Annotated in this window: 10 protein-coding genes; 4 read left to right on the top strand and 6 right to left on the bottom strand. The window is 28.7% G+C overall.

Features of this window, described 5'->3' with window-relative positions; all coding sequences use genetic code 11:
* The 5 genes from bamA to ABY863_RS11070 form a co-directional block, all read right to left on the bottom strand.
* Positions 1 to 2,156 (bottom strand): outer membrane protein assembly factor BamA (gene bamA / locus ABY863_RS11050; protein ID WP_372794786.1); only part of this gene is annotated, 2,156 nt, incomplete at its 3' end.
* A complete protein-coding gene (locus ABY863_RS11055) occupies positions 2,149 to 2,904 on the bottom strand; it encodes an isoprenyl transferase (RefSeq protein ID WP_372794788.1) in 756 nt (251 codons plus the stop codon). The genes bamA and ABY863_RS11055, both read right to left, overlap by 8 nt.
* Positions 2,904 to 3,590, bottom strand: a complete 687-nt coding sequence (locus ABY863_RS11060) for a DUF6089 family protein (protein ID WP_372794790.1) — start codon at positions 3,588 to 3,590, stop codon at positions 2,904 to 2,906. Before ABY863_RS11060 ends, ABY863_RS11055 begins: the two co-directional genes overlap by 1 nt.
* A 135-nt stretch (positions 3,591 to 3,725) precedes the next feature.
* The gene (locus ABY863_RS11065) at positions 3,726 to 4,607 is read right to left on the bottom strand and encodes an NAD kinase (protein ID WP_372794792.1); all 882 of its coding nucleotides are present in this window, start codon (positions 4,605 to 4,607) and stop codon (positions 3,726 to 3,728) included.
* Between the two features lie 2 nt (positions 4,608 to 4,609).
* Positions 4,610 to 5,269 (bottom strand): CBS domain-containing protein, encoded by a 660-nt coding sequence (locus tag ABY863_RS11070; RefSeq protein WP_372794794.1) that lies wholly within the window; start codon positions 5,267 to 5,269, stop codon positions 4,610 to 4,612.
* A gap of 99 nt (positions 5,270 to 5,368) precedes the next feature.
* Here ABY863_RS11070 and ABY863_RS11075 point away from each other — a divergent pair, with 99 nt between their 5' ends.
* From ABY863_RS11075 to tig, 4 genes are all read left to right on the top strand, one after another.
* Entirely contained in the window at positions 5,369 to 6,094 is a 726-nt protein-coding gene (locus ABY863_RS11075; protein WP_372794796.1) for a pyridoxine 5'-phosphate synthase, read from the top strand.
* Between the two features lie 59 nt (positions 6,095 to 6,153).
* Positions 6,154 to 6,918, top strand: a complete 765-nt coding sequence (locus ABY863_RS11080) for an alpha/beta fold hydrolase (protein WP_372794798.1) — start codon at positions 6,154 to 6,156, stop codon at positions 6,916 to 6,918.
* 145 nt (positions 6,919 to 7,063) lie between these two features.
* Positions 7,064 to 7,420, top strand: coding sequence for a phage holin family protein (locus ABY863_RS11085; protein WP_372794800.1), 357 nt, complete (start codon positions 7,064 to 7,066; stop codon positions 7,418 to 7,420).
* Between the two features lie 88 nt (positions 7,421 to 7,508).
* The gene (gene tig / locus ABY863_RS11090; protein WP_372794802.1) at positions 7,509 to 8,831 is read left to right on the top strand and encodes a trigger factor; all 1,323 of its coding nucleotides are present in this window, start codon (positions 7,509 to 7,511) and stop codon (positions 8,829 to 8,831) included.
* 95 nt (positions 8,832 to 8,926) lie between these two features.
* Here the strand turns inward: tig and ABY863_RS11095 are convergent.
* The coding region (locus ABY863_RS11095) for a GDP-mannose 4,6-dehydratase (protein WP_372794805.1) at positions 8,927 to 9,406 on the bottom strand (480 nt) is incomplete at its 5' end.

A 9,406-nucleotide genomic window follows, 5' to 3' on the forward strand; every position in this document is an offset into this window, starting at 1 on the left:
CCTAATTCTTTGTTATAGTTTCCTAAAACACCAAATTCAGCATTGGTCATTACCACTAAATCTTTTGTTAAAGCAGTATACCATTTTCCTTTAAAACTTAATTTGTAATACTCTAACCATTTATATTTTTCACCTAATTCTAAGCTAGAATAGTCTTTATTATTTAAAAGAGAATAAGGAATTGTTAGTTTTGCTCCAACACTAAATTCAGAACCTTGTTTTGGAAAGACAGGATTAGGCCCTGATGAGTTTCTACCTAATGATATATTATATGATAAATTATTTAAGTTACCATTGGTTAAATATAAACCAGCAATACTCATTCCATATTCTTTTAAATCATACAATTGGTAACTAACGCTTTGTGATAGCGTAAAATAATTATCTGGCCATTGCAAACGTTTTCCTAAGCCTACTGTTGCACCTATAATGTTTAAACGTTGATCTTTATCAACTTTATTGGTGGTATAATCGTATCTAAATTGTTTTGAATTGTAAACAGAAAACGATAGTGATTGTGGTTTTTTACCACCTAACCAAGGTTCAGTAAATGAAAAACTTGAGGTTGTATAATATCTACTCTTTTGTAATCTTAAAGAAAGTGTTTGTCCGTCTCCCATTGGTAATGGACGGTAGGCTTTTTTATTAAAAATATTTCGAACAGAAAAATTGTTAAATGATAAACCTAAAGTTCCAATAAACGAACCGCCACCATAACCACCTTGCAATTCAATTTGGCTTGAACCTTTTTCTGCAACGGTATAATCTATATCAACAGTTTTATCTTGATAGTTTGGATTGATATCTGGTGTAATTGCTTCAGCATCAAAAAATCCTAATTGTCCAATTTCTCTGATGGTTCTAATAATATCACTTTTACTATATAAATAACCTGGTTTTGTTCTAATTTCTCTAAAAATTACGTGGTCATTTGTTTTATCATTTCCGTTAACAGTTACTTTTTTAATTCTTGTTGGTTGATCTTCAAAAATTCTAATTTCAACATCAATAGAGTCGTTATTTATTTTAGTTTCTACAGGAAGCACTCTTGAAAAAAGATACCCATTATCTTGGTATAAAGTTGAAATATCTTGAGAATCAGGTGAACCATCACCATTTACTCTTTCTTTTAAAACTTTACCGTTGTAGGTATCACCTTTATCAATTCTTAACATTCTATGAAGTTGCTCATCAGTATATTTACTATTTCCTAAGAAATCTATATTTCCGAAAATATACTTTTTCCCTTCTTCAACTTTTAAGTTTAAATTTATGGTGTTATCATCATTCCAAGTTAATGAATGCTCTAATATTCTGGCGTCTCTATGTCCTTTTTCGCTATAAGTATTTATTATATTTTCTAGGTCTTCATTAAAATCAGCTTCAATATATTTCGATTTTTTCCAAAATCTACCTAACATTTTTGTTTTGGTATTTTTTAATGCTTTTTTTAGTTTTTTATCACTAAATGCTTCATTCCCTTCAAAATTGATATGTTTTATTTTTACTTTTTCACCTTTGTCAATATGAACGAGCATATTCACAATATTTACACCTGTAGTATCAGGTTTTGTATCTAAAGTAACTTTTGTTTTTAAATATCCTTTTTCCTGATATTTTTTCTTGAAATAGTTTTTTGTGGTAACAATTAGGTTATCAGTTACCATTTCACCAACTTTAAGTTCAGCATCATTTTGTAAATCTTTTGCTTTACTTTTTTTAATACCTTGTATAGTTACTTTATTAAGTTGTGGTAATTCTTGAACTTCAAATTCTAAATATGCAGTATTTCCATCAATTTTAGAAATGTAAACTTCTACATTGCTAAATTGTTTGGTTTCATATAATTTTTTAATAGCACTAGTTAGCTTGTCGCCTGGAAGTTTAATTTGTTGCCCAACTTTTAATCCAGTGAAAACCTTTACGGTTTCATCTTCAAACTTTTTAAGTCCTGTTACTGAAATTCCACCAAGCTCGTAAGAATTATCTTTTTTGAAAGTGGTATTAATTATAATTGGACTGATACTATCTTTAGCAATGGTATCATTTTTTTCTTGAATGTCCTTTAAATCATTTTTCTGCGGCTCTTGAGCTGATGCAGTTGTTGTTGCTAAAAAAAATGTTAAAAGTAAAAAGGCTATGTTTAATTTATTCATTGATTTTTTCAATTTGTTCACTGGTTTTCCCAAAACGTCGTTCTCTATTTTGATATTCTAATATTGCATTAAATAGGTTTTCTTTTCTAAAGTCTGGCCAAAGGGTATCTGTAAAATACAATTCTGCATATGCAATTTGCCACAATAAAAAATTGCTGATTCTTTTTTCACCACTTGTTCGGATCATAAAATCAACATCGGGCAAAGAAAACGTATATAAATGATTATTTATAATTTTTTCATTAATTTCTTCAACATTAAGTTGATTATTAACAACTTTTTTTGATATATTTTTGATAACATTAACAATTTCTTCTCTTGAACCGTAGCTTAATGCTAAAGTTAGTGTTAATGTGGTATTATTTTTGGTTTTTTCAATCACTTCAGCAAGCTCAATTTGTGCTTTTTCAGGTAAATTTTCAAGATTACCAATGGTATTTAATTTGATGTTATTTTTTTGAAGTGTTTTTAATTCTTTTTTTAGTGATGAAACTAACAGCGCCATTAGTGTTTTAACTTCTAATTTAGGTCTGTTCCAATTTTCAGTAGAAAAAGCATACATAGTTAAATAGTTTACCCCAACTTCAGCACAGCCTTCAATAACTTGCCTAACAGATGTTACACCATTTTTATGTCCAAAAACCCTAGGTTTTCCTTTCAGTTTTGCCCAGCGTCCGTTACCATCCATGATTATGGCAATATGGTTAGGGATGGGGTTTTTAGCTATTTTAGATTTTAATTCTTCCATTAACGTCGTGTTGCATAACAAGCGGGTCTTCCAAATGAATAAACAATAGAAATACCGCTTAACATATACCAATCGTTACTGTTTGGGTTTCCAAAAGTAAGCGATTCTATTTCAGGGTTGTTATAATCTAAATTATCTACAAAAGTATATCTAGCTCTTAATTCAAGTGCGACAGCAAAATCTCCGAATAATTTAGTTTTATAGCCAATACCAAAGGGAATAGCAAAGGAAGTTTTAGATTCGTAATTATATTGTTTGCTATTAGGGGCAGTTTCAGAAGTGACTACTTTGTAGTTAAAGGCAGCTATTTCAAACAATAAATAAGGGGTGTTGGTTTTTCTGAAATCGTCTAAATCGTATTCAAAATAATTAAATTCCATTCCTACTGCTAATTCTTTTATGCTATTATTAAACCCAATACCTCTAAAATACCGAGCGCTGTTTGTTGCATCAATATCATCTGAAGAAATCTGAGCATATGTAAATGTTCCTCTTAGTGCAATTCTAGGATTCATATTCCATTTATAAATAAATCCACCCATAATGTTGTTTGGGTTTATATAATATTCTGGACCAATGTCTCCAATATAATTAATGCCACCTACAAAAATACCAACTTCATTAATTTGAGCCTTTGAAGTTGTTGTGATACAGACGAATGTAATAAGTAAAATTAGTTTTTTCATAAATAAAATAGCTCGCAAATATAAATAATTATAGTTGCTTTTTGAAGTTAATCAAAGTCTTTTTTGTTAAACTGCTTATAAATGAAATTATTGTAGTTTTTAAAAACTACTTTTTAAAAAAAGAAATGCTTGAGATTAATTTCGAGTGTCTTGACCCCAAAGTAATTTCTCACGCAGTGTTTTAATAAAAGTTTGTTGTTTTATTTCTACCATTTTTAGGTTAAAATCTGACTTTTTTATAGATACTTCAGTGTTGCTATTTATGGTGGTAATTCGAGAATCAAGTGATAAGAAAAATTTATCTTCTCTACCACTCACTTTAAATTTAACTACGGTATCATCAGGAATTACTAAGGGTCTTGCATTTAAATTATGTGGTGAAATAGGTGTTATTACAAAACTTTTAGCTTGTGGTATAATTATAGGTCCTCCACAGCTTAATGAATATCCTGTAGAACCTGTTGGTGTTGCTATAATTAATCCATCAGCCCAATAGGAAGTTAAATATTCATCATCCAAATAGGTCTCAATAGTAATCATAGAGGCAGTATTTTTTCTGTTTACAGAAACTTCATTTAATGCAAAATTTAAAGAAGCTAGGCTATCAATTTTAGGTGAAGTAGTTACACTTAATAAAGAAAGTTCTTTTACTACATATTGTTTTTTTAGTAACAATTCAACAGCATTATTAATTTTGTCTTTTTGTACAGTTGCTAAAAACCCTAATCTACCAGTGTTTATCCCTACAATAGAAATGTTAGAATCTCGAACAAAAGTTACTGCTCTTAAAATGGTACCATCTCCACCAATGGTAAACATAAAATTAAAAGAATTATTTAGCTCTTTATATGATGCGAAAGTTTTAATACCTTTAATTTCAACTTGTTCTTTTAATCCTAAATAATAATTTTCTTCAAAGTAAATTTCAATTTTATGGCTACTTAAGATGTTAATTAACTCTTCAACATACTTTTTATCTTCAGGTTTATAATCTTGTCCGTAAATAGCAATTTTCATTCTTAAATATTTAAATATTTTTGTAAGTAATCTGATCTGTCTTTTAAATCTTCTAAATAAAAATCTTCTTTATGTTTAGAAAGTACTTTATAATTATAGCGTCTGAACGATTGAATAATTTCATTTATATCTTGAGAGCTAAATTTAATGGTAATTTTTACGGTAGTTGCATTTGATTCAGAAATAAAAATACCTAATAATTTTCCGTTGTTAGACTCAACAATTTGACAAATTTCACTAAACGAATAATCTCTTATTTCTTTTTCTAAAAGTAACACAATACCCTCATTATTTAAAAAAGGAGTTTCATTATAAATATGCAAAATCTCAATTAAATCATAATAGCCAATATACTCATTATTAGTGTTTAAAACAGGAACTATATTGGTTTCGTGGGAAGCGAAAACTTTAATAATTTCTAATAAATTATCATTTTCTTCAATGGAAAACAGTACAAATAAATTTTGAAAATTTTCAATAGATTTATTATTTTCGTGAATCCCTTCAACCTCGTTTTTAGAAATTAAACCTACTAACTGATTGTTTCTTACAATAGGAAAGAAACAAAAAGAAGTTTCATAAAAAAATGATTTTGCTTCTAACACAGTTGTTTGAAGTGTAAAGGCTTTATACTCATTTAATATGTAAGGGGTTGTTTCCATACAGTTTCTTATTGGTCTACAAATTAATCAAAAATAAAACCAAAAACATCTTCTTAGTTCGTAAATTTGTTCACTAATTAAAAATAATAATTTTTAACAATGACAAAGTTAAGTGTAAATGTAAATAAAATTGCTACGTTACGTAATTCTAGAGGAGGAGATTATCCAAATGTTGTAAAGGTATCTTCTGATATTGAGCGTTTTGGAGCAGAAGGAATTACCATTCATCCACGACCAGATGAACGTCATATTCGTTATCAAGATGCATACGATTTAAAAAAAATAGTGACTACCGAATTTAATATAGAAGGAAATCCAATTCCAAAATTTATGGAAATGGTATTAGCCATTCGTCCAACGCAAGTTACGTTGGTGCCAGATAGTATTGATGCAATTACCTCAAATGCAGGTTGGGATACAATAAGAAATCAATCTTTTTTAAAAGAAATTATTGCTGAATTTAAATTAAAAGGAATTAGAACATCCATTTTTATTGATACCGATTTAAAACTTATTGAAGCTGCAGCAACTACAGGAGCCGATAGAATTGAGTTGTATACCGAAGATTTTGCTACACAATTTGGACTTGGAAATAAAGAAGCAATTAAACCTTATACAGAGAGTGCTTTGTTAGCAGCTGAGCTTGGTTTAGGCGTAAATGCTGGGCATGATTTAAGTTTGGATAATATTCAGTTTTTTGCTGAAAACATTCCAAATTTATTGGAAGTTTCTATTGGGCACGCACTAATTACGGAGTCATTGTATTTAGGTTTAGAGAATGTAATTAATATGTACAAGTATAAATTAAGTTTAGCTTCTAAATAATTGTAATTCCTGCGAAGACAGTAATCTTATTAATAAAAGTTCAATACTAAAAACTTAAAATGGAAGTTTTACACTCAACAATTTTAGGAAGCGGACAACCTTTACTCATTTTACATGGGTATTTTGGAATGAGTGATAATTGGAAATCACTTGGAGTTCAGTTTGCTGAAAAATTTGAAGTACATTTAATAGATCAACGAAATCATGGGAGAAGTTTTCATTCCAATGAATTTGATTATGAATTATTGGTTGAAGACTTATACAATTATATTCAACATTTTAATTTAAAAAATGTAATACTACTTGGCCATTCTATGGGTGGAAAAGTAGCGATGCAATTTGCAGTAACTTATCCAGAATTTATTGATAAATTAATAGTAGCTGATATAAGTCCGAAGTATTACAAACCTCACCATGAATCTATTTTAGCGGCATTAAACTCGATAAATTTTTCACTTCACAACACAAGAAAAAAAGTTGAAGAAGCTTTAAGAATTTATATTAAAGAAGAAGGAATACTTCAATTTTTATTAAAAAATGTGTATTGGGAATCAAAGGGGAAATTAGCTTACCGCTTTAATTTGCAAAGTTTAACTGAAAATAATGTTGAAGTAGGAGAGGCGTTGCCTTCTTTTACACATTTTGATGGGGAAACACTTTTTTTAAGAGGTGAAAACTCACAGTACATTACAAAAGATGACATTCCATTAATTTCAGCACACTTTTCAAATTCAAAAATTGTAACTGTCAAAAATGCAGGACATTGGCTTCATGCTGAAAATCCAACACAGTTTTATAGTGAAGTTGTCAGGTTTTTAGCCTAATTCTAAAATTGGCATAATTATAGTTAAATTTAAACTTCATTATAAATTTTAAAAGATGAAACGAGCATGTTGAAAAGTTTATCAGCCAAAGGAATGATTATTAGCGAACTGCATGTAACAATTAAAAAACAATAAATAGATACATATGAAATTAATTTTACGAATATTATTAACCGCATTAGCTGTAGTTGTAATAGCTAATTTTTTACCAGGAGTAACTTTATCAAATGGTTACACAAGTGCAATAATTGTAGCTATAGTTTTAGGTTTGTTACGAGTTACAGTAAAACCATTACTTATATTTTTAACATTACCCGCAACTATAGTAACTTTAGGCTTGTTTTTATTAGTGATAAATGCTGTAATTATTATGCTAGCCGATTATTTTGTTGATGGATTCACCGTTTCAGGGTTTTGGGTAGCATTATTGTTTAGTTTACTATTATCACTATTTCAATCATTTTTATACCCATTCTTAGACGAAGGGAAAGAAAATAGTTGAATTCGAACAGATTAAATACTTTGCAAAGTGCATAAAAAATAGTAATTTTGCACCCAATTTTGAATGATTTAAGATAAAATAGCGTAAAATGAATATTACAAAAGAAAATATTGATGCATTAAATGCAGTAGTGAAAGTTGAAATTTCAGCTGCCGATTATCAAGAAAAAGTAGCGAAAATTTTACTAGATTACCGTAAAAAAGCTGATATTCCAGGATTTAGAAAAGGACAAGTTCCAATGGGAATGGTAAAAAAACAATACGGGAAATCTATAATGATTGATGAAGTGAATAAGATGCTTCAAGAATCATTAAATAATTTTTTAATTGAAGAAAAATTAGACATTTTAGGAAATCCATTACCTAGAATGCAAGAAGATTTTAATTGGGATAAAGAAGATTATTCATTTGAATTTGAATTAGGTTTAGCGCCAGAATTTGATGTTAAATTAGATGATAAAAAGAAAATTACACAGTACAATATTATTGCTGATAAGGAATTATTAGGTAAAGAAGTTGAAAATATTCAAAAACGTTATGGAAAAATTATTTCTAAAAATGTAGTTGAAGAAGGTGTAAATATTACAGGTACATTTGTTAATGAAGAAAAAGAAATTAACAAAAAATCTACTATTGAATTAGCTTCAGTAAAAGGAAAAGCAAACCAAAAGAAATTAATTGGAAAAAAAGTTGGAGATGTTGTTGAATTAAACACAAAAGGACTTTTTGATGATGACCATAAACTAATGGGTGCCTTAGGTGTAGATCACGATGCTATTCATGGATTAGATATTGATGTAACTTTTACTATTGAAGAGGTGAACATGACCGAACTTGGTGAAGTAAACCAAGAATTGTTTGATAAAGTTTTTGGACCAGATGTTGTAAAATCTAAAGAAGAATTGGTTGCTAAAATTAAAGAAGATGCTGAAAAGCAATTCAAAACTCAAGCAGATCAACAATTACTAAATGATGTTACTGAATATTTAGTAGAAAATACAAAATTTGATTTACCTTCTGAGTTTTTAAAGAAATGGTTAGCTGTAGCTGGTGAAAAACCAATGACAGCTGAACAAGCTGCTGAAGAATTTGATAGATCAGAAAAAGGATTGCGTTACCAATTAATTGAAGGTAAAATATTAAAAGATAATAAACTTCAAATTAATTTTGAGGAGCTAAAAGACTTTACAAAAGGTTTTGTAAAAACTCAAATGGCTCAATACGGACAATTAAATCCTGAAGAAAAAGATTTAGAAGATATTGTACAAAGAGTTTTAAGTAATCAAGATGAAACAAAACGTTTACAAGAACAATTGGTAAGTCAGAAATTACTAAATTTTTATAAAGAAAATATTACTTTTAAAGTCAAAGAAATGAATTATGAAGCATTTGTAAAAGAAGTTTACAAATAAAATAATTCAAATGATATAAAAAACTCCTTAATAAATTTATTAAGGAGTTTTTTTTTGTCAAATTATAAGAAGTTTGTATTCTTTAAATTTAATTTTTATAACGTTTGTTGCCATTTCCAAGCAGAGAGTAATGCTTCATCTAAAGTTAATTCAGCTTTCCATCCTAATTCAGTATTTGCTAAAGTTGTATCTGCATACGCAGCAGTAATGTCACCTTCTCTTCGGTCAACCAATTTGTAATTTAATTTTTTACCGGTTACTTTTTCAAATGATTTTATAATTTCTAAAACTGAATTTCCTTTGCCAGTACCAATATTAAACACTTCAAAAGAAGTTTTATTTTTGTTGCTAAGTAACCTTCTTAAAGCAACAATATGTGCTTTGGCTAAATCAACAACATGAATATAATCTCTCACTGCAGTTCCGTCAGAAGTTGGATAATCACTTCCAAAGACTGATAATTCTTTACGAATACCAGCAGCAGTTTGTGTAACAAAAGGGATTAAATTTTGTGGAACTCCAATTGGTAATTCTCCAATTTTTGCAGATTTATGAGCACCTATCGGATTAAAATA

The organism is Lutibacter sp., assembly GCF_041562875.1.
GTDB lineage: Bacteria > Bacteroidota > Bacteroidia > Flavobacteriales > Flavobacteriaceae > Lutibacter.

Bases quoted from the DNA above. Each gene is read 5' to 3' on its own strand.
- ABY863_RS11085 (WP_372794800.1), top strand. From the start codon at position 7,064: ATGAAATTAATTTTACGAATATTATTAACCGCATTAGCTGTAGTTGTA.
- ABY863_RS11075 (WP_372794796.1), top strand. From the start codon at position 5,369: ATGACAAAGTTAAGTGTAAATGTAAATAAAATTGCTACGTTACGTAAT.
- ABY863_RS11070 (WP_372794794.1), bottom strand. From the start codon at position 5,269: ATGGAAACAACCCCTTACATATTAAATGAGTATAAAGCCTTTACACTT.
- ABY863_RS11065 (WP_372794792.1), bottom strand. From the start codon at position 4,607: ATGAAAATTGCTATTTACGGACAAGATTATAAACCTGAAGATAAAAAG.
- ABY863_RS11055 (WP_372794788.1), bottom strand. From the start codon at position 2,904: ATGGAAGAATTAAAATCTAAAATAGCTAAAAACCCCATCCCTAACCAT.
- ABY863_RS11080 (WP_372794798.1), top strand. From the start codon at position 6,154: ATGGAAGTTTTACACTCAACAATTTTAGGAAGCGGACAACCTTTACTC.
- tig (WP_372794802.1), top strand. From the start codon at position 7,509: ATGAATATTACAAAAGAAAATATTGATGCATTAAATGCAGTAGTGAAA.
- ABY863_RS11060 (WP_372794790.1), bottom strand. From the start codon at position 3,590: ATGAAAAAACTAATTTTACTTATTACATTCGTCTGTATCACAACAACT.